19 protein-coding genes and 1 pseudogene are annotated in these 24,751 nt (G+C 61.5%); 10 read left to right on the plus strand and 10 right to left on the minus strand.

Annotation, left to right across the window (positions count from 1 at the left end; all coding sequences use genetic code 11):
• Positions 1-19: 19 nt before the first annotated feature.
• Complete coding sequence (locus MXF70_RS05035) at positions 20-1,225, minus strand: ATPase domain-containing protein (RefSeq protein ID WP_248517916.1); 1,206 nt, start codon at positions 1,223-1,225, stop codon at positions 20-22.
• Between the two features lie 180 nt (positions 1,226-1,405).
• Between MXF70_RS05035 and MXF70_RS05040 the strand changes: the two genes are divergently transcribed.
• Entirely contained in the window at positions 1,406-1,831 is a 426-nt protein-coding gene (locus MXF70_RS05040; protein WP_248517917.1) for a hypothetical protein, read from the plus strand.
• 60 nt (positions 1,832-1,891) lie between these two features.
• On the opposite strand, the gene MXF70_RS05045 is transcribed toward MXF70_RS05040, so the two are convergent.
• The 5 genes from MXF70_RS05045 to MXF70_RS05065 all read right to left on the minus strand — a co-directional run bounded on the left by MXF70_RS05045 (position 1,892) and on the right by MXF70_RS05065 (position 8,182).
• On the minus strand, positions 1,892-2,551 hold the full coding sequence (locus tag MXF70_RS05045) for a CRISPR-associated protein Cas4 (RefSeq protein WP_259370398.1): 660 nt from the start codon (positions 2,549-2,551) through the stop codon (positions 1,892-1,894).
• A gap of 252 nt (positions 2,552-2,803) precedes the next feature.
• The gene (locus tag MXF70_RS05050) at positions 2,804-3,406 is read right to left on the minus strand and encodes a conditioned medium-induced protein 4 (protein ID WP_248517919.1); all 603 of its coding nucleotides are present in this window, start codon (positions 3,404-3,406) and stop codon (positions 2,804-2,806) included.
• A gap of 225 nt (positions 3,407-3,631) precedes the next feature.
• Entirely contained in the window at positions 3,632-6,019 is a 2,388-nt protein-coding gene (locus MXF70_RS05055) for a heterodisulfide reductase-related iron-sulfur binding cluster (RefSeq protein ID WP_375140841.1), read from the minus strand.
• A 289-nt stretch (positions 6,020-6,308) separates the two neighbouring features.
• Positions 6,309-7,043: a MogA/MoaB family molybdenum cofactor biosynthesis protein gene (locus MXF70_RS05060; RefSeq protein WP_259370399.1), complete on the minus strand. Its 735-nt coding sequence runs from the start codon at positions 7,041-7,043 to the stop codon at positions 6,309-6,311.
• A gap of 71 nt (positions 7,044-7,114) precedes the next feature.
• Positions 7,115-8,182, minus strand: coding sequence for an A24 family peptidase (locus MXF70_RS05065; protein ID WP_248517921.1), 1,068 nt, complete (start codon positions 8,180-8,182; stop codon positions 7,115-7,117).
• 353 nt (positions 8,183-8,535) lie between these two features.
• Between MXF70_RS05065 and MXF70_RS05070 the strand changes: the two genes are divergently transcribed.
• From MXF70_RS05070 to MXF70_RS05090, 5 genes are all read left to right on the plus strand, one after another.
• Positions 8,536-10,017, plus strand: coding sequence for a cytochrome ubiquinol oxidase subunit I (locus MXF70_RS05070; protein WP_248517922.1), 1,482 nt, complete (start codon positions 8,536-8,538; stop codon positions 10,015-10,017).
• 35 nt (positions 10,018-10,052) lie between these two features.
• Entirely contained in the window at positions 10,053-11,045 is a 993-nt protein-coding gene (locus tag MXF70_RS05075; protein ID WP_259370419.1) for a cytochrome d ubiquinol oxidase subunit II, read from the plus strand.
• A gap of 256 nt (positions 11,046-11,301) precedes the next feature.
• Complete coding sequence (locus MXF70_RS05080; protein ID WP_248517924.1) at positions 11,302-11,994, plus strand: hypothetical protein; 693 nt, start codon at positions 11,302-11,304, stop codon at positions 11,992-11,994.
• Between the two features lie 305 nt (positions 11,995-12,299).
• Positions 12,300-13,040, plus strand: a complete 741-nt coding sequence (locus MXF70_RS05085) for a tyrosine-type recombinase/integrase (RefSeq protein ID WP_248517925.1) — start codon at positions 12,300-12,302, stop codon at positions 13,038-13,040.
• 103 nt (positions 13,041-13,143) lie between these two features.
• Entirely contained in the window at positions 13,144-14,538 is a 1,395-nt protein-coding gene (locus MXF70_RS05090; protein ID WP_248517926.1) for an ATP-binding protein, read from the plus strand.
• 113 nt (positions 14,539-14,651) lie between these two features.
• Here the strand turns inward: MXF70_RS05090 and MXF70_RS05095 are convergent, their stop codons facing one another.
• Positions 14,652-17,030, minus strand: a complete 2,379-nt coding sequence (locus MXF70_RS05095) for an MBL fold metallo-hydrolase (protein ID WP_310736355.1) — start codon at positions 17,028-17,030, stop codon at positions 14,652-14,654.
• 1,138 nt (positions 17,031-18,168) lie between these two features.
• On the opposite strand from MXF70_RS05095, the gene MXF70_RS05100 reads away from it, so the two are divergent.
• The 4 genes from MXF70_RS05100 (at position 18,169) to MXF70_RS05115 (ending at position 22,907) form a co-directional block, all read left to right on the plus strand.
• Complete coding sequence (locus MXF70_RS05100; protein ID WP_248517928.1) at positions 18,169-18,765, plus strand: hypothetical protein; 597 nt, start codon at positions 18,169-18,171, stop codon at positions 18,763-18,765.
• A 383-nt stretch (positions 18,766-19,148) separates the two neighbouring features.
• Positions 19,149-19,850 carry a hypothetical protein gene (locus MXF70_RS05105; RefSeq protein ID WP_248517929.1) on the plus strand — a complete coding sequence of 234 codons (702 nt, stop codon included), beginning with the start codon at positions 19,149-19,151 and terminating at the stop codon, positions 19,848-19,850.
• A 402-nt stretch (positions 19,851-20,252) separates the two neighbouring features.
• Positions 20,253-22,346, plus strand: coding sequence for a hypothetical protein (locus MXF70_RS05110; protein ID WP_248517930.1), 2,094 nt, complete (start codon positions 20,253-20,255; stop codon positions 22,344-22,346).
• Between the two features lie 66 nt (positions 22,347-22,412).
• Positions 22,413-22,907: a DUF8045 domain-containing protein gene (locus MXF70_RS05115; protein WP_248517931.1), complete on the plus strand. Its 495-nt coding sequence runs from the start codon at positions 22,413-22,415 to the stop codon at positions 22,905-22,907.
• 160 nt (positions 22,908-23,067) lie between these two features.
• On the opposite strand, the pseudogene MXF70_RS15395 reads toward MXF70_RS05115, so the two are convergent.
• The 3 genes and pseudogenes from MXF70_RS15395 to MXF70_RS15405 form a co-directional block, all read right to left on the minus strand.
• A pseudogene (locus MXF70_RS15395) lies at positions 23,068-23,296 on the minus strand (ATP-binding protein); the annotation flags it as partial.
• Between the two features lie 379 nt (positions 23,297-23,675).
• Positions 23,676-24,068 (minus strand): tyrosine-type recombinase/integrase, encoded by a 393-nt coding sequence (locus tag MXF70_RS15400; RefSeq protein WP_375140829.1) that lies wholly within the window; start codon positions 24,066-24,068, stop codon positions 23,676-23,678.
• Positions 24,065-24,505, minus strand: coding sequence for a hypothetical protein (locus MXF70_RS15405; RefSeq protein ID WP_375140830.1), 441 nt, complete (start codon positions 24,503-24,505; stop codon positions 24,065-24,067). The genes MXF70_RS15400 and MXF70_RS15405 overlap by 4 nt, the downstream gene beginning before the upstream one ends.
• Between the last annotated feature and the right edge of the window lie 246 nt (positions 24,506-24,751).

Consider the following 24,751-nt stretch of genomic DNA (forward strand, 5'->3'; position numbering starts at 1 on the left):
CGACGACGTCCAGTGGAGATCAGTTTTCGGCGTTCTCGTCGGCTGCCGTCGGCCGGCCCGGTTCGTCGCCGGGTGCATCCCGTGACTCGCCTGCCCCGTCGGCATCGGTGCCGTCCTGTGGACCGTCGCCGGCGTCAACGTCCTGATCCTTTGAATCGGGGGCCTGTTCGCCGGTCTCGACCTGGTCGGCGTCGGGATCGCTGCGCTGGGCCCCGCGTTTCTCGATTTCGGCCTGCGGGTCGAACGGGACGAGCCCGCGGCCTGCGGTGAACTCGTAGGCGATCCAGCGCTGATAGCTAAGGACGCCGTCGAGCTTCCGGACGCGGAGCCGCTTGAGAAGTCCGTCGTCGACGATCTCGCCGTCGAGCTTGCAATCGAGGATACCGTCGGCGACGTAGGCGAGGTCGTGTGGGAAGGCGTCGGCGTCGCCGCCGTAGGTCGCGCCCGCGAAGACGGGGACGAACCGTGCCTTGCAGACGTCGGCGCGGACGTCCTTCACGAAGTCGTAGGCCTGGACCGGCTGGACGAGCGTGCCGAACTCCGTCAACGAGTCGATCACGACGATGCCGCACTCGACCATCCGCTCGGTGCCGGGATCCTCGCCGGCATTGACCGCGTTCCGTGCGGCGACGCCGTCGCCGTCGAGGGCGCTCTCGAGCTTGTTGGTCACCTCCTCGACGTCCGTGGGGTCCCGGACCTGCTCGGTCGCGGGTGCGACGGCGTCCGCGAGGTGGGTGTTCCAGGGGCTCCCATCCCTGCCGCGACCGCCACGGTCGGCCATCCGGTAGCTGAAGCAGTCCACGACCCGGAGCTGGCCGGATTCGAGGTAGGGAAGCACGTTCCAGTCCAGCGTGACGAACCGCTCGACGACGGCCGCGGGTGGCTCCTGAAACGTCACCAGCACGGCCGGCTCTCCGCGCTGGAGCGCCCGCCAGACGAGCTCGGCTTGCAGCGCACCGGCACGCGTGCCGGCCTGCGCCGAACAGAGCACGAACGCGTTCCGGGGACAGCCCTGAGGCAGCACCGAGTCGATGGCTGCGACGCCGGGATCGAACCGCCGATGGCCGTGGTAGCGGGTGAACACCCGATCGGCGTCGAGCATCGCCTCTCGGCAGTGCTCGGAACAGAAGACGTACTGCTCTCCGCCGATCTCGGCCGTGACCGTGCCAGCCGGTCGCGGGAGCCGACAGAAATCACAGAACGCGGGGCTGGACTCGTCGCTCATACCCATCGGCTAACGATCGCCCGGGACAAAAACAGTGTGGCGCTCTCTGGAGGCGCTGGTGGCCACTGGCCGAGTGTTGCGGACGCTCTCTCCACGCGGTGATCTCTCACCCGCCTGCACGCTCCGTGGTGTGGTACAGCGGCACAGACTTTTAGCCGCCTGACTCATTACGGGCTAGTAATGCAGGTTCGCGACGCCGTCGAGGACGACGCGGCGGCGATGGCGGCCATCGCCGACGCGCCCCAGGACGTGATGCGGAATCTGGTCCACGACCGGACGGTCCGCGTCGCCGAACCCGACATCGTCGACGCCGATCCCAACGCCGATGCCGCGGGCACGGATCCCCAGCTACTCGGGTTCGTGAGCTTCGACGCCAAGCAGGACGCCGTCCACGTCACGCAGCTCGACGGCACCGACGACGCCTGCGAACTGCTGCTCTCCGAGCCGATCCGCTTTGCCGAGCGCGAGCGGATGATTGTCGAACTCCTCGTCCCCGAGGCGAACGACGGGGTCGCGGCAGCGGCGCGGAGTCAGGGGTTCGACGACGTCGGCTCTGGCCCGCGGTTCGAAGGCGTGCAGACGACGCGCTACCGACTCGAACCGTAGGTCGGAGGACGTCCGCGCCAGCGCTCTGTCACGCCGTCGTCGCCGTCGGCCAGGACTGCCTCAATCACCCAGGAGCGAGCTGAGCGACCGCGAGCGGACGCCGCACTCGCTGGCGTACTCGCAGGGCTCGCATTTGGCGTCGTTCTCGATGCGGCTCGGCGGGCCGTCGAGCGACGCGGCCGACCGGAGCGCCTCGCGGTACGCGGCTTTCCGCCGGGTCGTGAGGTCGATCGTCCGAACGACGCCGTGCGTGGGATACTCGACGACGGCGGACTCGACCGGTCGCTGTCGCTCCCAGGCTAGCGCCTTCGCGGCCGCCACCGCCTGGACGGAGTGGGGTTTCCAGACGCCGGCATCAGGTGGATCCCCCGGCGAGACGATCGACGGCCTCGGCGGGTCCCCGAGCACCTTGTGGGCGATGCCGTGGCACTCTCTCCCCGTCAGGTAGACGTTGCGAGCCGTCGGATCCACCAGATCCTCCCAGCAGTCGAGACGGTCACGAGCCCGCTCGAGAGTGCGCCGGTAACGCGGCGGTGGTTCGTCGATCGGTAGCTCTCGAAGCGTCGCGTCGTCGGCCGCCAGCAGATCGGGGTAGCAGGTCGCGAGGTCGCGGCGTTCTGCGACGCTCTCCGGCGGCTCTCGATCCGGCTCACGACGCCGGTAGTAGAGCTTTCGCGGGCAGTAGGCGGCGATCCGGAGGTCGCTGAATGCGACGGGCATGGGGGCCTTCGCCGCGGAATCGGTCATAAAGGTGTGGCCGGCGCGGCGGTTGCGGTGGTTGCGGGTGCTGGCTGTGCTGCGGGAGCTGCAGTGGTTGTGTGGTCCAAGCGTACGCGAGCGAAGCGAGCGTTTCACCGTACCGAACGAGCGGAGCGAGTGAGGTGCGGCCTTTTTTGGTCCAGATTTTTTTCGCGGAGGGTTCCCGTAGCGAGCCGGAGGCTCGCGAGGAAACCCTCCGCGAAAAAAGGTGGGCTAGAATGAAACGTCCGTCTCCATCCCCTCGGTCGCGTCGTCGAGGCCGTCCTGGCGGGCTTCCTGCGTCATGGGGCCCGCGAGGTCGGCGTCGCCGAGGATGGAGTCGAACTCGTCGCGGTAGCGGTCGTTCGCGCGGCGCGATTCGTCCTGGGCAGCCACGACGCGTCGATAGCGCCGGATCGTCGACTCGCTGACGTCGAACTCGTCGGCGAGGTCGCTGGTGGCGACCGACTCGTCGCCGGCGACCCGGCGTCGGAACGACTCGACGTCGAACGGCGCGTCGAGATCGCGGTCGCGAAACAGGTGGAGATCGAGCCGGGCGCGGAACACGGTTCGGCGCTCGACGTCGAGTTCGCGGGCGAGCTCTGCGTCGCTCGCGCCGTCGTAGAAGGAGAGCGCGAGCTCACAGAGCTGCCCGTCGGTGAGATCGGTCTCGAACTCGTAGCGGTCGTGCATCTCCGCGACGAGATCGGCGAGCCGATCGCGCGCCTGCTCGTCGTCCGTGAGGGAACCCTTGGTGGCGGCCTGGGACTCGGTGACGGTGTCGGAGTCCGTGACGTCCATGAAGATGTCACGGAGTTCCTCCGTTTTCTCGTCCATGGGGGTAGGCAGGTATCTGCGCCCGATGCCCTATATGTCTTCTGCAGGACCGGCGAACCTGCCGGGGATCAGTATGCACGAATGGGGAGTTCTGGCCGGAATTTCGAACGAACACTGTCCTCATCACGGAGATAGTGTTCCCGAGGGACGCATCGACGGTGCAGAGTGGTCGGTCGCGGGTCGGGCGCAGTTGTCCACTCGTCGCTCTCGAACGTGCGTTCCGGTCTATTCCCCGCCGCTACCGGCGTCCGTTCCGTCCGACGCCTCACCGTCGGCGTCCGACGAGTATGACTCGCCCTCCGCATCTCCCTCGTCGTCCGCATCCTCAGCAGCGTCACGGTCCTCGAGGTCGAGCGCCTCGACGAGGAGTTCGGCGACGTCCACGACGTCGAGGTCGTCTTCGAAGTCGCCGGTCTTGCGGCCGTCTTCGAACATCGTCGTACAGAGCGGGCAGGCCACGACGAACTTCTCGACGGCAGCGCCGGCGGCCGTATCCTGATTCGCCTCGCGGAGGCGCTCCTCGCTGGGTTTGGTCTCTTCGTCGTGTTCGGTCCAGACGCCCCCGCCACCGCCGCCACAGCAGAAGGAATCCGAGCGATTCCTCGGCATCTCGTGCAGGTCACAGCCGGCGGCGGTCAGCAGATCGCGCGGCGGCTCGTAGACGCCGTTGTACCGCCCGAGGTGGCAGGGGTCGTGGAAGGTGACGGTGTAGTCGAGTTCGTCGCCGTCGAGCCCGAGGTCGCCACGGGCCTGCAGATCGGCGAGCACCTGCGTCCAGTGTTTGACGTCGATCTCGCCGTCGGCGTTCCAGTGCTCGTCGTACTCGAAGGGCATCACCGGGTCGTCCGCAAACTCGCCGAAGTCGACCTCCGGGTACTCGTTTTTGATCGTATTGAACGAGTGGGGATCGGTGCAGACGACCGTCTCGAACTCGCAGTCTTCGAACGTCTCGACGTGGTGGCCGGCGAGCTCGAGGAAGAGGAACTCCTCGCCGATCCGTCGGATGTCGTTGCCGTCCATCTTCTCGTCGTCGTAGACGATCCCCCAGTCGACGCCCGCGGCGTCGAACAGCTTCGCCAGCGAGCGCGCGACCTGCTTGTTCCGGTCGTCGTAGCTCGGGAAGTCGCCGACGTACCAGAGGAACTCGACGGACTCCTCCCGTGCGTCGGTGGGGTCGACGTCGAGGGGATCTGCCCAGTTCGCACGCTTGCTCTGGGACTCGCCGAAGCTGTTGCCCTTCTGCATGACGTCCTGGAAGACGTCCTGGACGTTCGGGTCGACGGCGCCCTCGTCGACGAGCTGGCGGTTCATCCGCGTGAACGACGTGAGGTGCTCGATCTCGACCGGACAGGCGTCCATGCAGGCCATGCAGGCCATGCAAGACTCCATCGCGTCCCGATCGATGACGGCGTCGTCGGCGTCGGGCTCGACCGGCTCGCGGTTCGTGCCAGCCGTGGTCGGTCCGTGCTCGGGGATCCCTGGTTCGGGGTCGCCGGTTTCGGCGCTCGCGTCCGCCGCGACAGCGCCGCCGTCAGTACGCGCCCCGCCGTCCGTCCGGAGTCCGTCGAACTCCCCGACGATCGGCCGTTCGGGGCCGCCGTCCTCCAGCGACTTGCGGTAGTTCTTGAGGTCGAGGATCACGTTCCGGGGGTCGAGCGACCGACCGGAGGCGTTCGCCGGACAGACCGAGGAACAGCGACCGCAGTTCGTACAGGCGTCCTGATCGAGCTGTTCCTTCCAGGTGAAGTGGTCGACGTCGGTGGCGTTCTCGTGGTCGAGGTCGGCCGGAATGCCGGGGAGGCGGGCACCCGCCTTGTCGTCTTGGGTGACGACGTTCGCGTAGGAAGAGAGCATGTGGAACGCCTTGAAGTACGGAATCAGCGCGATGAACGCGAGCGCGTGGATGGCGTGGACCCACCAGATAGCGGGGTAGATCGCCGTGGCGTCGCTCGCGCTCATCCCCGCGGATTCGAACGCCACCGCGAGCCCGTAGCCGACGAAGCTCACGACCTCGAAGTCGGGGATGCCGCGACCGAGGATTCCCAGCCCTTCCAGCAGAAAGCCGCCGACGCCGAGGACGAACAGCGTCCAGACGAAGGCGTCGTCGGCCACGGAGACGCGTGGACCCCACAGGCGCTCGCTTCGGACCCAGTAGCGGCGGTACATCGCCATCGCCACCCCGACGACGAACAGGAGGCCCATCGCGTCCATCACGACCTCGTAGGCGCGGTAGAAGTCGCCGGTCCAGAAGGACGTGTCCATGAGCGGCTGGACGACGTCCATGTCCACCGCGAGGATGGAGGTGCCGACGAACAGGGTGAGGAAGCCCCAGAGCAGGAAGGTGTGCATCACGCCCGCGTACGGATCGCGATCGAACAGCGGCTCGTTCGAGCCGATCGATCTGGTTGCGGTCAGAATCCGCCCGGGGAGATTGGCCAGTCGCTCCTGGGGATCCGACCGTCCGCCGGTGATCCGGCCGATGCGGAGATAGAGCCCCCGGAGGAAGATCGCGATCGCGATCGCCGCGAACACGTAGAAGAGAATCTCGCCGATGTGACTAACCTCGAAGAAGGTCGGGCGCGTCACCTCGTCGCCGGACTGCAGCGGGGCGATCGCCACGCTGGCGTCGGCCAGCGCCGCCAACGGTCCCGAGGAACCGACGCCGGCCGACGCGACATCGACGGTCGCAGCCAATCGCCCTCCGCTTGCGTACCCGTCTATCATGATTCCACACGCGGTGCGCCGTGGCTTAAAAGTTCGCACCGACTCGGACGTACCCCGCCACCCTCCTGCGATAATTTACAATTCGTTCCGAGTTGTAACGGCGGCGCGATCACTGACTCTTCGACTTCGCTCTCTCGTCCTGCCACCGCTCAACGACCGCGTCGGCGCTCGCCGTTCGTCACTCCTCGGTCTCGTGGGGCCGGGAGAGCCCTGCGAGATGCCCGACTTCCGGCTCGATCACCGCCTCCGTGCCGAGCCGAGCGCCGGCCTCGCTACCGGGCAGACAGAAGACGGGCACGCCGTCGGCGATGCCAGCGAGCGCACGGGTCGCGATCGCGCGGGTCCCGATCTCCTCGCGGGAGAGCGCGCGGAACGTTTCGCCGAAGCCAGGGAGCTGCTTCTCGAAGAGCGGGCGGACGGCCTCCGGCGTCACGTCGTCGGGCGAGACGCCGGTGCCGCCGGTCGTCACGACCGCGTCGACGTCGCCACGGTTGACCAGCGAATCGACGGCCGACTGGACGCCGTCGTAGTCGTCGTTGACGAGTTCGCGCGTCGCGATCTCGTGCCCCTCCCTTTCCAGCACCTCGACGATGGCGTTGCCGGAGGCGTCCTCCTCGATGGTTCGCGTGCTCGAGACGGTGAGGATCGCTGCGGAGACCGTCTCCAGATCTTCGGCGTGGTGGTCGTGGCTCGCGTCGTTCTCGTCGCTCGCATCGCATTCGTGCCCCTCGTCGCTCGTATCGCTCTCGTGATCCCCCCCGCTTGCATCGCTCCCGTTCGCCTCTTCACTCCCGTTGTTCGGGTCGCCGCCGTTGACTTCCCCATCGTTGCCGTCACCGCCGGCAGACGCGTCTGGTTCGTCGTCAGAGCTGTCGCGTGAGCGTCGCGTGTCCCGCGACTGGAAATCGACCATACTCCCGGTTCCGACGCTGGGGGCGTAAATGTCCGCCTGGCGGGCTCAAAGTACAGCAGCGGCGAGCGGGTTCAGGCCAGCCCGATCGCCGAGAGAACGCCGAACAGCAGGTCGCCGTAGACGAGCGCGAGCAGGAACCCGACGCAGACTGGGACGATGAAGGGGATTCCCGGGGAGTACCAGACGGCATCACGTTCGGCAGCGACCTCGATGCCGCCGCGGAGTTTCGCGGGCGTGGTGCCGTAGACGTCGTTGCCGACGTCGTCGAGGAACGCCTGTGCGCCCCACGGATCGTCGTACCCCTCGCCGGAGGAGGTGGTCCCTTCGCCGGAGTGCCCGTCCCGGCTTGCAGCCTCGGTATCGGCCCCGGTTCTGCCGCCGTCGGAGAGCAGCGATTCCTCGGAACGCACTGCTCCGTCGGTCGCGGGATGGGGTTCGTCGGGGAGCGTCGCCGGATCGCGCAGCTCGCCCGGGCGGTCCCGGAGCGCCGCGAGATCGATCCCGCGCCAGCGCAGATACATCCGGAGGGCGTCGAGGTCGAGCCCGTCGCGATCGAATCCGTCGGGAGTCTCGAGCAGGCGGCCGTGGGTCTCCGGGAGCGCCCGCCAGCTTCGCTTGCGACCGACGAACATCCAGCGAGAGCGATTGCCCTGCGCGAGATTGAGCACTGCGAGTGCACCGGGGTAGGCCAGCCCCACGAGCACCGCGTTCGTGAGGATCGTGAAGGCGAACGCGCCCGCCGTCGTGTCGACGAGCGGGTAGACGGTACCGTCGAGGTGGTACTCGGGAAAGGCCGGAAAGAGGATCGCGAGCGTCGCCAGCGCCTTGACGTCCGCGCCGCCGAACCCGCCGATCAGCCAGAATCCATAGACCAGCGGGATCACGACGCCGATGCTCAACGCGGTGCCGATCAGGAACACTCTGTACGTGTTTCCGCCGACCGCGCTGTAGTGGTGGAAATCGAGCGCGAGGAGAACAGCTCCCAACACCGCCAGCGGCGGCCAGAGCCGGTTCGGCACCCGCCGGACCTTGATGTCCGTCCACGCGGCCCAGACGAACGCCGGGACCGCGAGCAGGCGCAGGAGGTCCGTCGGTCGGGCGAGCACCGGCCCGACCTCGATCATCGACTCGTGGAACACGGCAACAAGGGTGCGCGGAAACGGTTTCAACGTTCCGGCTGGCGGGGACGCGAGTGCGGGGAGCGGGACTCCGACACGTCGTCTGCGCGAGCGCGATCTCGGCACGCGACAGATTCGATAGGCCCAGAACCAGACGTCGCCGATCGAGGGTGCCCGAACCGGTTCGCTCGTAGCGAACGTGTTCCCCTTCCGATTCTTATCAATCGAGAATCCCGCCATCGGTTAATGCCACCGAGAGGAACTCGTACGTATGACGCGACGGCAGCTGGTCCCTCGCCGCGCGGCACCGCCCGGACACCCGCTGACGCACTCGTCGGCGTCACGCCCGACGCTCGACGACACCTTCCAGATCAATGACTGATCCGACGCCCGCACTCACTGCGATCGAGGCGGCGGCTGCGCTGCCGTCGTTCCTGTCCCCGGAGCTCGCCAGCCGGATGCAGTTTGGCTGGACGATCTCCGTCCACATCCTGTTCGCGTCGCTGTCGATCGGTCTGGCGCCCTTCATCGTCTACTTCACCTGGAAGGACGTCCGAACGGGTGCCGAGCAGTACGCACGCCTGCGGGAGTTCTGGGTGGGCATCTTCGCGGTCGGCTTCGTGATGGGAACGGTGACCGGGATCCCGATGAGCTTCCAGTTCGGGACGAACTTTCCCCGCTTTGCGGAGGTCTCCGGCGAGCTGATCGGCGGGCCGCTGGCCTTCGAGGCGAAGATGGCGTTCTTCCTCGAGGCGGTGTTTCTGGGCGTCTTGCTGTTCGGTCGCGAGCGGGTCTCGGACCGTCAGTACGTGCTCTCCTCCGTCCTCGTGGGCGTGGGGGCGTGGCTCTCGGGCTTCTGGATTCTGGTCGTCAACGCCTGGATGCAGACGCCCCGCGGGTACGAGATGGTCCAGCGAAACGGGCAGCAGGTCGCACAGCTCACCGATCCCGCCGCGGCGTTCCTGAACCCGCGATTCCCGTGGATGTACGTCCACATGATGAACGCCGCCGTGATCGCCGTCTCCCTGGCGGTCGCGGGCGTCGCGGCCTTCTTCCTCTGGCGCCAGCGGGACTCGGCCGCCTGGGGTACCGCCCTCAAACTCGCCGTCGCGATCTTGCTCGTCTCCGCGCCGTTCCAGGCCGTCCACGGCGACGCCTACGCCCGTCACGTCGAGGATACGCAGCCCCAGAAGTTCGCGGCGATGGAGGCCCACTACGATACGGGGCAGGCGGATCTGCACCTCATCGCGATACCGAAGGAGCCGGACGCGCTGACTGACCCGCGCGCGGAGAATCTCTGGACGGTGAGTGTGCCAGGGGTGGGCTCGTATCTCGCCAGCGGTGGGGACTTCGACGCGGAAATTCTCGGCTTGAACGAGTACGAGGAGAATCCGCCCGTCGCGATCGTCTTCTGGGCGTTCCGGTTTATGGTCGGGCTGGGATTCCTGTTCATCGGCCTCGCGCTCTGGGGCGGTCTCCTCGCGGTCCGCGGGCGGCTCACCGACAGCGATCGGTATCTGCAGGCGATGATGCTCGCGTCGCCGCTGGGGTTCGCCGCGATGCTCACCGGCTGGTACGTCACGGAGATCGGCCGCCAGCCGTGGGTGGTCCAGGGCGTCCTGCGCACGGAAGACGCCGTCTCGACGAGTCTCGGATCGGCCGAGGCGACGGCGACGCTGCTGGGCTTCGTCGTGCTCTACTGTCTGTTGCTCGCCGCGTTCCTCTACGTCTGCAAGCTCCTCGTGGAAGCGGAGCTGGCGCGGGTAGAGGGCCGCGGGGGCGACGGGGCCGCGGACGGCTCCGTCTGGTCCCGTGTGCCGATCCTGGGATCCGTCGCCGGGGGTGACCGCGAGTGAGCGCTCCCATCGACCCAGTAGCGACGACGGCCCCGATGGTGGTCTCCGGCGACGCCTACCTCCATCCGCAGCTTCCGGAGATCTGGTTCGGAATCGTGCTCGCGACGCTGACGATCTACGTCGCTCTCGACGGGTTCGACTTCGGAATCGGGATGTGGTACGCGACCCGGGACGAGGAGCACGACCGCGAGCAGTTCCTCGCCGCCTTCGGTCCAGTGTGGGACGCCAACGAGGTCTGGCTCGTTGCCTTCGGAACGACGCTGCTCGGCGCGTTCCCGTCGGCGTACGCGAACCTCCTGAGTCGCCACTACCTGCTCGCGATCGCGGCGGTGATGGCACTGCTCCTGCGCGGCGTGGCTCCGGAGCTTCGCGAGCAACGCGAGGACGCGGCGTGGCGACGTACCTGCGATCGGCTGTTCGTCGCGGGGAGCACTCTCTCGCCGCTCCTGCTCGGAACGCTGGTGGGCAGCTGGACCTTCGGTACCGGCACGCTCTCGCTCCCGGCGGTACTGACCGGCGTCGTCGTGATCGCCCTCTCGCTGACGAGCGGTGCGGCGTACCTCGCAGCGAAGACCGACGGATCGCTTCGCTGGGAGCTGGCCCGGTACGGCCAGCTCGCAACGGGTGCGTATCTCGCGAGCGTGGTCGTCTTGCTTGCCGTCGTGCTCGCGCTCGACCCCCGCGGGATTGCCAGCGAGCTGCTGTCGATCGTCCCGCTGTCGATCGTCGTCGCGAGCGTGGGACTGGCGATCGTCGGCGTCGCACTCGCGCGATCGGGCCGCCACCGCTCCTGGTTCGCGAGCACGCTCGGCCTCGGCGGACTGCTCGGCTCGCTGGTCGCCGTGGTGCTCTATCCCTCGGTCTACCCGGCGACGGGACTCACAGTCGCTGCGGCCTCGGTCTCGCCAGTGGCGCTCAACCTCCTGACGGTCCTCGGCGTGCCGGTGCTCCTGCTCGTTCTGGGCTACTTCGTCTACCTCTACTCGGTGTTCGGCGGGACCGTCGACGCCGAGGGATACGGGGAGTGAGGAATGAGGCAGCGGGAACGAGAGAGAGAGAGATCGCTCACGATGCAGTGCCGTCTCCCGTTCCGGCACGTCTGCATCGCCCTCTCGATCGAGCCGTCCAGTGCGTCGACTGGTGGGCTCCACCTCTGCAGGCGATGCTACGGACGAGTACGAACAGTGTGAAATGGTGCCTGTCCGGCTGTCCGGACGGCAGCGAACTCAGATGACGCGGTTCTCACCCGCAGTGTGATACCTGGGTTTTACAAGGACAGGGTGCATGAAAGTGATTGATCCGATGGCAAATAGAACAGAATACGTCGGAGTACGGCTAACTCCAGACGAACATGACAAGTTCGAAAAACACATCGAGAGCTCCAACGAGTTTGACTCGATGAGCCGATTTTTCCGCGTGCTCGCTCACCGGGATGTAGCGGCTGACGACGAAGATGTATCGGTCGACGCTGACGAAATAATCGATGCGGTGAACACTGCAGTGTCGCCGCTCGCGGAGCGCTTGGAACAGGTAGAGGAGCACATCGTATCGATCGACTCCAACGTGCGCAACGATGACAAAATCGACCGCTTGGCTCGTGATCTCTACTCGACGCTGCCTGTACACGCCGACGAATCTGAACTCCCGGATCTGGGCAAGGCGGCCCAACATGCCAAGAGCGACCTAGCCAAGGCACAATCGATCTCGACGGCAGAGCTTTGGGCCGAGTACTTCTCCGAGGACCTGCAGGATATGCGTCGCGCTTGCGCACGGATGGAGGAGTATTTCCCCGATGTTCAGATCGTCCGCGCTGAGGTCGATTCGGATGAAAGCTCGCTTCTCCACGGGGATGTCAGCGTTGAGAGCCCCACCAGTCACACCGATCAATCTACGGGTATCGATAGAACTGTCTCGACCTCATCAAACCCTGGTAGTGAAACGACCGTTCGCCGCTACTTCAAGACAAGAGGTGAGTAATCTTGCCGCCTCGATATAAAGATCTGAGCGAGTGCCGCTCTGAAATCCGAAGGTATGCCAATAAGTTGGAAGCTGGTTCCGACGACGCGGACCCAGAGTTGAGAGATCACACCAGTACCGACCGCTATACGCAGGATCTCAGATGGTTTGACGAATGGCTAGATGCTGTAGAGATCGACTCTGCCAGGAAGCTCTCGTCGGCTGACGCAAACAATCTTGGCCAGGTGCTTTCTTTGAAATTTAATGGTAGCACTGGGCTCTTCCGGTGGAATCGGATTTACGCATTCTATTCTTGGCTTCAAAGAATGGATATGATTGATTCTAATCCTCTGGATAAATGGCATTCGGACAAGAAGGAAGAATTTGGCTTGACGCGCAGTACTGAGCAATCTCGCAAACTCAACGACCAACGTTACGCGACGGACGAAGACGAAGTTCGACTCATGGAAGAAAATGTCGGTCGTCATCTCATCCGCGACCAGCTCATAATTCGTTGTCTGTGGCAGATGGGAATGCGACGAGGCGAATTAGCTGGCATCGAACTCCGCGACATCGAGAGGGAGGACAGAGAGGTCACTATCCGTGAGCAGGTCGCTAAGAACGACGAAATGCGAGTGTTAGCGTATCAACCCTCGCTAGATGGTCTCATGAAGAAATGGCTGGACGAGGGAAGACGCGAGGAAATGGCAGCAGGCGCTGAACATGGCCGATTTCTGGTCGGAGAACGGGGTGCTCCCTTGTCAGGAGATAGAATCAACGATGTCGTCAAGGAGGCTGCACGGCGAGCAGGCATCAACGAACTACTTTACGCTGACGCCAACGCAACAGAGGACGAGGAAGGCACAAAGGAAAAGAACAGGTGGAAGATTAGCGCGCATGCAATACGTCATGGATTTGGTACATATCTAGTTCACGAAACTGACGCAGGGCTCTGGGAAGTGTCTCAGGCTATGGGTCATCACTCTGTTAAGGTTACAGAAGGAATCTACGTCGATGACGACCCGCGCGCGGGCATAGACCACGTCCACATGTATGGTCCTGACTGATGCTCGTCATCAGCTGCTGCTCTCTCCTCGCGTTGTGCGCTCGCTGCTTTCCCCTGCGAGGGCGAACCTATAAGTCATTATCGCAATAATCATTATCCAACGAATGACCTTTCACGATCGCCGCGACGAACTCGCGGCCCTCGATAGCGCGTTCGATGGTCCCGGACACGCGTTCCATGTCGTCTACGGTCGCCGGCGCGTCGGGAAGACGGAGCTCTGCAAGGAATTCTGCGCTGAACGGCCGCACATATACTTCCTCGCAGCGCAGGAAGCCGAGCACAGACAACGTGAGAAGTTCGTCGAGCAGGTCGCCACCTACTTCGACGACCGAATGCCTCAAATCGAGGGCTGGGACGATGCATTCGATTACCTCGGCGAGAAACTCGCTGCGGAGCGGATCGTCCTCGTCATCGACGAATTCCCGTATCTCGTCGAGGAGAACGACTCACTGCCGTCGTATCTACAGGCGTTCGTCGACGAACAGCTACAGGGGACAGATTCGATGCTCGTCCTCTGTGGGTCGAGCGTTGGGACAATGGAATCGACGGTCCTCGGTCACGAGAGCCCGCTGTACGGTCGTCGTACTGGCCAGATCGATCTGCAGCCGTTCTCCTTCCAGGAAGCGCGTCCGGTGATTCAGTACGATCTGGCTGGCGCCATTCGGTCGTTTTCGGTGACCGGCGGCACGCCGATGTACCTCACCCTCTTCGACTACGAGCAGTCGCTTTCGGCGAACATCACGTCGGAAATCTTGTCCCCAAACGCCGTCCTCTATAATGAGCCAGAGTTCCTGCTTCGCACTGAGCTCCGGAACCCCGCGCGGTACATGAGCATCCTCGAAGCGGTCGCGCTCGGCCACACGACGCCGAACGAGATTGCAGGAGCGTCGGGGATCGACGCCGGGCCACTGTCCAAGTACCTCCAGACGCTTCGTCAGCTCCGCCTCCTCGAACGCGAGGTTCCGGTGACTGCTAAAGCGAAGAAGTCCAAGCGATCGCGGTACACCGTCGCGGACGAGTTCCTCCGCTTCTGGTTCCGCTACGTCGAGCCGAACCGATCCAGCATCGAGGAAGCTCCCGAGGTCGTCCTCGAAGGGAGCATCGAGCCGGACCTTCCCGACCACGTCGCAACGACGTTCGAGGATATCTGCCATGAAGCCGTCTGGGAAGCGATTCGAACGGGGACGCTGGATACGTACTCCGAAGTAGGCCGCTGGTGGTACGGCGAGGACGAAATCGATATCGTCGGTCTCGCACCGGACGACGACCGTATCCTGCTGGCTGAGTGCAAGTGGACGGGTGAGCCAGTCGGCCACGACCTCGTCGAGCGGCTGGAGACGAAAGCAGATCGCGTTCGATGGGGTCCGGACACACGGGAGGAACGGTTCGCTCTCTTCTCGAAAGCAGGATTCGTCGACGGGCTCGAATCCGACCTGGACGACAGTTGGTGCCTTTTCGATCTGGACGGTCTCGATACGCTGATCCACCCTAACTCGTAGCTAGTCCTAGAATCTTCGATATGCTTGGATGACGCTGTTTTTGGCGACCAACAGAGACCGTTCGCGTTGGACGCAGACCGTGGCGGCATACGGCTTGGGGAAGCGTTCGGTGGTTACTGCCTGCGGCTCCGGCGCACGATAGCGACGGCAACGGCACCCGCACTGGAATCAACCGCGAACCGATCGGCCGTTGCAACTGTGTCTAGTAGATCGAGGTAGGGATCAATCTCCGGGACAGTAACGGTCGTCTCAACGCCCGGGGTGATCCGTTCGGCGACAGCATCACCGACGATATCCTCGGCGGAGCTGGCTGCCTCGTCGTGTTGGGCGATCGCCGACAGCGCGGACTCGACACCCGAGTCGCCCTTAAGAAGTGCTTCCGTCGGAGGAACGGTCGACTCGTCAACGGTCCCCTTGACCACGGCCTCAACGTACTCCCGGACGGCGATGGCTACGAATTCTCCGACTGTTGCCTCGTCCGCATCCGTCGCGGCGTCTGTTGCGATCGCCGCCGCGACAGGGTCTAATTCGATCTCGGTGCTAGTCTCCGTCAGGTCCGCTGTAGGCGTGCTCCGCTCACGGTCGAGTTCCAATCTCCCATTATCTCCGCCCCCTTGGTTCGTTTCCTCGTTCACAGGCCCACTATCATCAGTGTCGTCATCGTCAACTTCTGGGCTATCGTCACTAGCCGCTTCGGTAGTGTCATCGTCTTCTTCCACCTCGGCGGTGTCGTCGGTGTCCGCTTCGGTTGTATCGCCGTCGTCCTTCTCTTCGCTGGGCACTTCTTCACCGTCTTCGGGCGGTGTCGTATCTGCGTCCGCTGGTTCTAAATCCCCACGCTGATACGCCTGACTCGTCTCCAAGGCGCTGCGGACCGTTTCGGGATCGACGTCGCCGGACTCGATCGCGGCGCGGATGCCCGGGTCAACGCCATCAACGCCCTGATGCGTTGTATCGACCAGCGCTTGCGGTTCCACTCGTTCGTCGGCGTCGGGTTCGTCGCTACCCGTGTCCTCAGTCTCTTTCATGGCGTCGTGTGAGGGGCTCGGTTGTGACGTTCCTCCGTTGGCGGCTGCTGATTGCTCGGGTGTTTCCTCAGCTGGTTGTTCCCGCTCGTAGGCGTCAACCTGGGCGAGGATTTCTTCAATCCGCTCCAGATCGACACCCTCGGCTGCGAGATCTACCGTCTCGTGGCGATCGAGGCCCGGGAGGGAGAGTTCCGAGAGGAGGTCGCCAGCGAAATGGCCCATGTTCTGTGCCTGCGTCCCGTCCTCAGAGAATCCGCGGTTGATGTCCATCCACGGTGGAGACTGCCAGCCATCGTCGTAGAGGACGTACTCTTCGTCGTCGGTTGGGGACCAGACGATGCTCCCAAGATCGTTGTACGCTTCGCCGGCACCTTGGTGTCGGTGGACGATGACCGAGTGGACCGGATCTACTGCGTTGTGGACCTCGTCGATGGTGTCTCGCGTCGGATGGTTCACGACATCGTAGGCGTGGACAGTGCACTGCCCCGATCGAAGTGGGGATTCACCCGACCCGATCAGCTGAATCACCGTCGCGCTGGGATCGTCCTCAAGTTCCTCGAAGAGACGACCACTGCTTCGTTCGTGAGGGATCTCCGGACCGGCGATCGTGATCGCTCCTGCTCCGAGACACTGTGTCGGATCTTCGAAAACAGGGATCGATTCGACACCCGGCCGGTCGTAGTCCAGCGTCTCCCAGAGTTTGGCCACCTGACCGACGACGCGGATTTGGACGTCTCGGTCGAATTCAGCCATCGTCGCCGAGAGGAGGTACGCGACCTGCACGCCGACGAGCCCGCTCGTCGCTACGAGCGTCCGTGATCCACTGTGGGCCCGCTGAAGAGCACGCCCCAGCCCCTCCGTGAAGTTCTCCTCGAACTCGTCATCGGTTGAGACGGAGAGGAAGAGAACGTCGATGTCGTGCAGTGCGTCCGCGTCGAGGGACGGATATCCTCCCGATCGCCGATCTGTGAAGTCGCCGGTAGCGAACACATGGTAGGTATCGTCGCCGTCGTCGGCCCGGAAAAGATAGCCAACCGCTCCGGGAACGTGCCCCGCCGGGATAGGGTGCACGGAGAATCCGGGAGTCAGCTCTGTCCAGCCATCTATGGGATGGAGCGCGTCGGTGGTCGTCGCCGACGTGGAGACATCGTAGTCGCGTTCCGCGACGTCAAACACATCGTCCAATATCGCCGCGGTCGGCTCGGAAGCGTAAACCGCTGTTCCAGCGCTGTGACATCGCTCGATCGACTGGTAGTGATCTAGGTGCGCGTGTGTCAGGCAGATCGCGGCGAGCTCGTCGGAGGGCCGGAGGATCCCGTCAAGGTCGGCGTTCGCACCTGCGTCGACTAGGACGCAGGTCCCACCAGGTTCCCCGTCGGGCTGATAGCGGAGGAGAAACGACTCGTTCCCACCGCTCGGGTTGACGTGGTGGTAAGAAAGTCGCACGCATAATCCTGTTCTCACAGAACCATAGTCGTTGTCCCCGGGGGAGACAGCCGGTATTCGTCACGGCGCTCTGTTCGTGAGAGTAAGGCGTGGCTAGGAGTCTCCGTTGGACGAGGCCGAATCTCGGGCGTTGTCTCGCAAGATCGACGTTGGATCTGTCCGGGTTTATCAGTGATATTGGCTGTGATTTCGGGTGTCTCTCACCGATCTGGGGATTTCGGCACTACGGATCCTCATTCGCGCCCGCGAATTCGGGCGCGCTCGCGGGCGTCCGCGATTTCGCGGGCGCGATTGGTTGTCTCAGATAACAGTACCAATATCAAATATTTCTGGGAGAATATCTGAACTTGCGGTAGAGGGGTTCTATGTGGTGATGAATCGGTATTATGGCTATAGGGATTCAATTTCCTATCGAAGTCATGACGTGCCCACCAAAACAGTCAACGTCAGATCGCACCGTCGAGGAAGCTATCTCGGTCGGCGACTCCGGGAAGTGGTGGACTGGCCTCGTACTCGACACTGACCCGGACTCAGGCGAACGTCGGATTCGCCTGGAGCGTTGGGTCCGGAACGGCCACTCCCACAATAACCCGCACACGTGGCGTGTCCGGCCGGACTACTGGGCCGAAGAAATCGCGGCAATCACGTCACTCAAGCAGGACGGTGGGCACTCACCACCGGGCGATCTCCCGATCGATGAACGATATTCAGTCAGCGAGTACCTGCCGATTCGGCGAGACGACACTCGTCGTGTCGTTGCCGTACGCCTCGATCGGCCGTTCAAGTCCGATACCCTGCGCCTGTATCACTTCGATCCGACAACACAGCGAGTTCGACAGAAATGGAGTATCGGACGTGACTGGGAACGTCTCTCGAAACTCGCAACGCGACACGTCAAGCAGACGGCGTAGCTGAAGAGTCGCACTCACCGAGCAGAATCACGTTTCACCGACGCTCACCACGTAGCTCGGTGTATGCTTCGTTCGCACCGAGCATCTGCAATCCACTGCGTCCTGAATTCACCATGATGAAGAAATGGTACTAACTATTTGAGTGTCGTCTGTGTGGTCAACACCGATTTGACGGTGGGATCGGCGGGACCATTTTGCAAATCATTTTTATACTACATGAGTAGCGGGGCATGCAGGTAGAAATCATGAAAGAAACAACAGAAAGCACGCCCCCGCCCTTTGAGCAGCTCGCCGAGGAGATCGAGGAACGCGAGCAACAACGCTCGCGCCGCGATCGCATGGAGCGAAAAGCGCGATGGCGGAACAAGTATCGACTGCTGCGAAAATGGCAGTCTGCCCTCGAGGAGTACCGTGGTCCGGGCGACGCCCACCTCGTCACCGGCTACCGACCGACCGGCTTTGTCGCCCCGATCGATGCACCGGAAATCGCCGGGTTAGCCATCTGGGATGCCGCCGGAACGGCACACCACTTCAGGTTGTATCGAGACGAAAAGGTCGCGCTCATCGAGTCGCCTGATGATCCCCGCGCTCCGCCCGTGGTTGATCCGATGCGTATGCCTCGGAGCGACCCTGCTGAACACCCTGGCGGGCCGCCAGCCGAGGTCCTCGAGCGACTCGATGCCTTGGATGTCGAGCTCACCTGGGCAGATACGTGCGACGACGGAGAGCATGAGTTCGAGACCGCGAACGAGGAGACTGCGCGCCCGTTCATTCACTGCGTAGACTGCTCACAAAAAGCTCACACGCTCGGCTGGCTCGGTCACTCGATCCCCGACGAGTAAGCCCTACGGCCCTTAGCAGGCCTTGAGGGCTATACATCACCTACAAATTTGAGCACGAAGAGAGCCGGGCGCACGTGCTTTGCTGCTTATTACTCGGAGCGCCTTGGACCCATCAATGATGCCGATTGCACTGTGGTCCTTGGGCGTCAGGGAGGTGAGATCGATGCGAACTCGACCAACGCAGAACCGCCTTGAGGTGGATTACCTCCCACCGTTCGGACGGTCTGAGGTGACGATAATCGGCCCGGCTGCGTTACCGGTTGCAATCGTAGCGGTGTGTCTGGCGGCTGTGCTCGCGTCCGAGCTGAGCGATTGACTCCGCCGGTATCGCGTTCGGCCCGGTGGCCCGAACATCTTTCAATCAGGCATCAGATCAAGCCCTTATGGCCACTGAAGACCCCGTCTACTGCCCATACTGCGGGGCTGAAGGCCAGGCGGGAGCGTACTGCATGGACTGTGGGGAGCAGATCCGAGACACGCAAGGGCAGGCCGGGGATGGCGGCGATGATGTCGAGGAGTCCAAGGAACCGGAGTCGGCGGAGGACGGCGATGCGCACCGGTTCGAGGAGTCAGGCGACGAGCTCGTCACTGGGAAGCGCCTCGTCATCGCCGGTGCCGCGCTCGCTGCGATCGGCGCGTTCCTCCCTTGGTTCTCAGCGTCGGCGGTGGGGACAACGGTCGAAGTGACCGGCGTCGAACGTGACGGCGTCTTCACGCTCGTCTTTGCCGTTGCCGCGGGGGCGGTTGGATGGCACTACGGCGATCGGTCCTGGGGCAGGTGGCCGGCGGTCGGAGTGGTCGTCCTCGGCGGCCTGATCGCGTTCTTCGGCGGAGTGTACATCTACGACCCCTGGATCGGACAGGAGGCGCCACGCGAGGAAGTCCAGAATGCCGTACAGATCGGGGCCGGACTGTATGCAACCCTCATCGGCGGCGCGATGATCACCGCTGGACCGGTCTACGATCGTTCAAAGGGAGAGGCAGAAAGCATTCTCCCCGCGTTCGTCGTAAAACACCAGAAGGCGATCGGCGCGATGATTGGCCTTCTCATCGGCTTGGCCGTTGTAAACCTGATGAGCGGGTGATTCGAGGGCGGGAGCAGGGCTCAACCTGATCGCCGCAGGGATCAGGCCTTGACGTAGTCGTACTTCACGACCCTGAACTCCTCGATTCTCCCACAATCAAAACTCAAGCGGTTGTTTATTTTAATCTTGATAGATAAGGTATGCTTTGTCGATGATGTCGAGGTAAATATGGCTACGTCCATGCATTATAATCTGAACTGTGGAATAGATTATTTGATAATACCTCGCCAGCGTGAATGCTCCTCGGTCCGTGAGGTGTATCGACAGACAGCGACCCACATTCCAGGGGGCTATATTATAGAACCCAAGCGCCGACTTATTTTGCCCACAGTAACTGTTGTGGTCACCTGAATTGAGGGCAATCAGTTATTGCGTACCACGGCTAATAATAATCTATATCTAATGTACGACGGCCCTCCAATCGACCATACTGATGCCTCGGCTCCTAATCGGGCACCAGATGATGGCACCTACATCGCCCCGACTGCCTATGCGCCGTTTCTAGAGAAGGATGGCGTTGACTCGGATGGCCGGGATTATGGACCGATAGAACGCCGTGGAATCGACATCGAGATCTCTTCGCCCGTTGATGACGTTGAGAGGTTATACCGACGAACACATCTCACAGCTCAGTTTCACGCCGAGAATCGTGACTTCTGGACGGATATATCAGAGTATGCCAATGATGGCGGGAAGCTCTATGATGAGGTTGTTCTGAATCTCTGCGAGGAGAAACTGGAACTTGAGGGGATTAATCCGGCGGACCTTGAGATTCCCGAACGCCGGCTGAAAACGCTCTTTCTGCGACTAGCACGCGGGCAAAATGGGAAGGAACTGCATGCGTATTTAACTGGTCCCGATCCTGTCGATTCTGTCGTTCATACGCTGCTTGGATACGAGGGGCCGGATACTATCCCCTCGTACAATGTCTTACAGCGTGAGTTCCGCGAGCTTAGCGAGGGCAACGAATTAGATCTGAATGCCTTCGAAGATGCGGTTACCAGGACCGTGTATGCTATCTATCGAGCGGGAGTTGTTCCACCGGACACAATCATTGAATCGTACCGTTTTGATGCTGTTTCGCCGCCGCTGAATGAGAAGTCCGTCTCACGTGAGACGAAAAAAGAAGAGTTGCGGAATTGGGTGCGACTCTTGCTAGACCACACGACCGATCCGCTAACCTTCGACCGCACTACCGAGAACGCTGAACATGACATGCGGGCGTTTGTCGGTGCTCTCGCTTCATCGGCACTATTTGACTGTGGCTTAGAAGATATGAAAGATATCTGTGATTGGGACTATCCCCGAGAGAATATCCCGGGGGGCGGCTGGCTCCACAACTACGTCCCTGAATCAGTATCGTCCGAATATGACTTGGGCGACTTTACTCCCGACGCAGATTCCGATTCGGTACCATCAATCGAGACACAATTCGATGCGGTGCACACCCAGACGCTGGACTTAGCGAAGGAGTTTGGATTTTGGTCGCAGGAAGATTCACTCAATATTGGCGCTGATATGTTCCGCATCGATTGGACGGGTGAATCTCTTGAAGCCACAATCGGTCGTCCACCGAAGGCTGACAACGAGGCCGTTTCTTCGGAGTGGACTTTTCTCGTCGCCGGTGGCATTGACACAGAGAGCCGATTTCTCCTCGGTGGGCGTTTGGTGCAGACACGGGATGACTATCCGTCTGCTCTTGATGAGATTCTATCGAACACCTCCGACACTGTCGATATCGATTCGATTTTTATCGACAGCGAAAACGTCGGTGGAGAACTGATCGAGACAGTCCGACGCTTCGCGGGAGACGATTGGGTCATCAGCGCGCCGGACCACACAATCATCAAAGGTTTGAGGCGGCTGACACCAAGCAACCACATTGGATTCGCGCAGGACGTGAAGTGGAACACGGACCCCAAGCCGAATGTTGTTACATACCCTTACGATGGCGATGATCCGGATCTTCTAGAAATCAACCCTGAGAAGGTGTTAACAGAAGAGATCCAACATGAAGAAGACGGAGAAAAAATCGCCGTCCCACTTTCTGCTAAGGATGAAGAGGATACCAGAGTCCAGGGCCCCCTGGTGCCTGACGATCACATACCCATGCTGACTGAAGCGTTTTCGGACGTGGCCGCACAGGATGGAGTCGGCATTAATAAACACAAAACACATGCAACATATCTCACGGATCGGTCGCTACGGGATCGCTCGGGTTCCGGCGTTCGATTTCAGTATATTCAACGGTGGGCTATCGAATCGACTATCAATCAGATTGTGAATAATTTCATGCCGCACATTAAGAGCAAAGATGACAGAAAGCGTCTGTACGGTATGCACATCGCTATTCTGTTTTATAATTGGCACACCTTGATCAACCGGGGCCTTTCCCCACGCGGTCTTCGGCTTGATGTGACCCATACCCAACTCCTCCAGGCAATTCGGGACGTTGCTTTTGAGCCAGCGGATTACGACGCGTTCTGGACGGAATAGAATGTGACTGTCCCGAGGTGGTGCCAGACCCAAGTGATTAACCTCCTCTCATGTGGTGATTCGACCATGAAGCTCTGCTACTATGCTGACGCCGATATCCGGGAGTGGCACGAGCATATACTGCGATTGTTGCGAGCGCTTCACGAAGACCACGGCATCGAGGTGGAAATCGATCGGATTGACGAACAACACGACCCGATACCGGAGTTCCCCGGCGAGGTCCGGTCTTCCACGCCAGAAGCCGTCTACGAACGTGACCTCAAACGGAATCGTGCTCTGAACCAGTCCATCGAGCCGACCCCTTCAGAGGGGTTCAAACGGTACGGGGAGCTCGACATCGCCGGCAACGTCGCGCTCGTCGACGACGCGGAGACCGTTCAGTGGGCGTCGACGCTGCCAGGCTATGCTGATGGCTACGGACCTGGTGTTGAAGACCAAACTGCGATGGACTTCCTCGAAGAAATCGCCATCGCACCAAGCAACCGCTTCTGTGTCGAGTGTCTGCAACTGCTGGGCGGCGACGAATGCTTCTGTCCGAACTGTGGCTCAGAACTCCGGTAAGGAACAGTAGTTCCGCGATTCTACAGCTTCATTTGTTCCTGCCCAGCCGGGTACTTGCTGGCGTGCATCGGATTTTGGGCAGCACACGCGTTGGAAAACGGAATCGAAGATGTCGGTGCTATTCTCTCACCATCGGCCGATCTGACAGCTCTCGACGCACCTACTGCCATGCACTCGGATCAACGATCTGCTCAAGACCAAACAACTGCAGGTCGTCGCGGTCGGCTGCCGAATCATGAACCGACTGTGTGAACCCGTTTCGGGCGAACAACGCATACTCATGCTCAAGGCCCGTACCATCGGATCTCCTCCGTGTGAGATTTGAGCGAGGCGAGCGCGCTGTAATCGAGTGGTGCAGTCGTAAACTTGCACTCGCCCGTCACAATAGACTAATCTAGAATAGACTAATTGAGAATTGGCTATCTGATGATAGTCTCCTGGACGAGTGACGGTGACAGAAGAAGCGGTTATTTTCCCGGCTGGCAATCTCGGCATCGAACGCAATCTCACCACTTATCCATACCTCAGCTACACGACCTAGAAGTCTTCTAAACACTACATCTCTCGCTGAATTTCGACTCCTCTATTCGACGCGACAATCCTGATACTTCGCCGCAACAAACATCGAATCCTTCGGCTCTGTTGAACTTTTCAGACTTGGATAGGAATGTCGTGCTGAATACAGGGCGCGTATTCAGCACGAAGCACCGAACATCCATCGAGAGGATCTGCGTAGTCTCCACACCGATTGCCGAAAATGCTCGAACTCTATCGATGGTGGACTTGCCGAAGTGCATCAGCAGTCGCTGTTCCGGAAATCCGGATGTATTTCTGAGCGGTTGCCAGGTCGCTCCAGCCCATCAGTGCTTGTAGTGGAACCGGCGCGACACCTTTGTAGGCATGGTGGCTGGCCGAAGTGGCCCGGAGACAGTGTGGATAGATCCGGCCGCTGAGATCGGCCTGCTCGGCAGCCTCCGTAACTCGCCGATTGACAGTCGAGCGAGATCGGGGAAATTCTTCATAGCGCTTTGTGAATCGTTCCAGACACAACTCGATACGGAGCGATAGGTCGAATGGAATTGATCTTGCGGATGTGACCGTCTTCGGATGCCACCGTGACGCGAGCGCGTCAGTTGAATTCCTGTAATAGGTACAAATCATAGGAGGCCTGCTACGATGAGGAGTGCTATTGAAATGATACTCGCGCCAAGGAACCACGGTCGCGCTTCGACCGCCGCAGTTGATGCGGGTTTTTCTGAGGGGATATCTGTTAGCTGGCGGAATCCTCCATAGAGGACGATTGGAAGGATGAGCCATAGACCGACCATTGTTAGTACCAGATGCCCTCGCTCGGTTGATTGGAGTGACTCAGCGGTGTAGATTGTCCCTGCGAGATGGCCACCAGTGAACAGCAATAGCAGAACTGACGCAATCGTGAGATACCAGAATCGGCGCCCGATGAGAGCTAACGCTTTCTTCCCAAGCAGTTCTTTACGAGCCGCAGGGAGCACAGCACCTGCAACCAATAGTGTGCCACCGGTCCACAGTGCAGCAAAAATAGTGTGAATGGTCATCACAACATCGAGCATCGTCACCATCATTGATCCCCAATAACTAGACGGGTCGATTGTCCAGTCTCTGCGTTATCGTCAGCGGATTCAGCTGCTTCAGGTGGTGTGGATTCGTTTCCTTGTTTCATCTTATCAAGGGTTTTGGTCTGCATTCATCCGTATCAATGGTGCCTTGAGAGAAGGGGGAATGGAAGTATCCCAAAATGTGGGATTCGAGACCGTGATACAGAGGCGCCCATCATTTGTCATGAACTCCTACCTGCTATCTGTCGT

It is taken from the genome of Salinarchaeum laminariae (genome assembly GCF_023204835.1).
Lineage (GTDB): Archaea > Halobacteriota > Halobacteria > Halobacteriales > Salinarchaeaceae > Salinarchaeum > Salinarchaeum laminariae.

Coding starts and splice junctions, on each gene's coding strand:
- MXF70_RS05035 (WP_248517916.1), bottom strand. CDS start 1,225: ATGAGCGACGAGTCCAGCCCCGCGTTCTGTGATTTCTGTCGGCTCCCG.
- MXF70_RS05040 (WP_248517917.1), top strand. CDS start 1,406: ATGCAGGTTCGCGACGCCGTCGAGGACGACGCGGCGGCGATGGCGGCC.
- MXF70_RS05045 (WP_259370398.1), bottom strand. CDS start 2,551: ATGCCCGTCGCATTCAGCGACCTCCGGATCGCCGCCTACTGCCCGCGA.
- MXF70_RS05050 (WP_248517919.1), bottom strand. CDS start 3,406: ATGGACGAGAAAACGGAGGAACTCCGTGACATCTTCATGGACGTCACG.
- MXF70_RS05060 (WP_259370399.1), bottom strand. CDS start 7,043: ATGGTCGATTTCCAGTCGCGGGACACGCGACGCTCACGCGACAGCTCT.
- MXF70_RS05070 (WP_248517922.1), top strand. CDS start 8,536: ATGACTGATCCGACGCCCGCACTCACTGCGATCGAGGCGGCGGCTGCG.
- MXF70_RS05075 (WP_259370419.1), top strand. CDS start 10,053: ATGGTGGTCTCCGGCGACGCCTACCTCCATCCGCAGCTTCCGGAGATC.
- MXF70_RS05080 (WP_248517924.1), top strand. CDS start 11,302: ATGAAAGTGATTGATCCGATGGCAAATAGAACAGAATACGTCGGAGTA.
- MXF70_RS05085 (WP_248517925.1), top strand. CDS start 12,300: ATGGATATGATTGATTCTAATCCTCTGGATAAATGGCATTCGGACAAG.
- MXF70_RS05090 (WP_248517926.1), top strand. CDS start 13,144: ATGACCTTTCACGATCGCCGCGACGAACTCGCGGCCCTCGATAGCGCG.
- MXF70_RS05100 (WP_248517928.1), top strand. CDS start 18,169: ATGAAAGAAACAACAGAAAGCACGCCCCCGCCCTTTGAGCAGCTCGCC.
- MXF70_RS05105 (WP_248517929.1), top strand. CDS start 19,149: ATGGCCACTGAAGACCCCGTCTACTGCCCATACTGCGGGGCTGAAGGC.
- MXF70_RS05110 (WP_248517930.1), top strand. CDS start 20,253: ATGTACGACGGCCCTCCAATCGACCATACTGATGCCTCGGCTCCTAAT.
- MXF70_RS05115 (WP_248517931.1), top strand. CDS start 22,413: ATGAAGCTCTGCTACTATGCTGACGCCGATATCCGGGAGTGGCACGAG.
- MXF70_RS15400 (WP_375140829.1), bottom strand. CDS start 24,068: ATGATTTGTACCTATTACAGGAATTCAACTGACGCGCTCGCGTCACGG.
- MXF70_RS15405 (WP_375140830.1), bottom strand. CDS start 24,505: ATGGTGACGATGCTCGATGTTGTGATGACCATTCACACTATTTTTGCT.